Consider the following 233-nt stretch of genomic DNA (forward strand, 5'->3'; position numbering starts at 1 on the left):
CGGCGGCTCCGAGCGCGAGGGCGGTGAGGTTGAACAGGCTTGAAGCGTGCTCGACCTGGGTTTTCTCCAGGGCGAGACCGTCCCGTTTGAGCACGCGAAAGACCTGCTCGATGCGCCAACGCAGGCGATAGAGCCGGATGGTCTCCAGAGCGTCCTCGATCGTTTCGACCGGCATGGTGGTCAACAGTCGCCATAAGAGCGGCGGCTCCGATCCTCCGGTCAAGCCCCGGGAG

General features: G+C 64.8%; 1 protein-coding gene. It reads right to left on the reverse strand.

The window, feature by feature from the left end; translation table 11 throughout:
- Window positions 1-175: transposase (locus GSQ90_RS33010; protein ID WP_371418463.1), on the reverse strand; the 175-nt coding region annotated here is incomplete at its 3' end.
- Window positions 176-233: the final 58 nt, after the last annotated feature.

The organism is Methylocapsa sp. S129 (assembly GCF_009765995.1).
Taxonomy (GTDB): domain Bacteria; phylum Pseudomonadota; class Alphaproteobacteria; order Rhizobiales; family Beijerinckiaceae; genus Roseiarcus.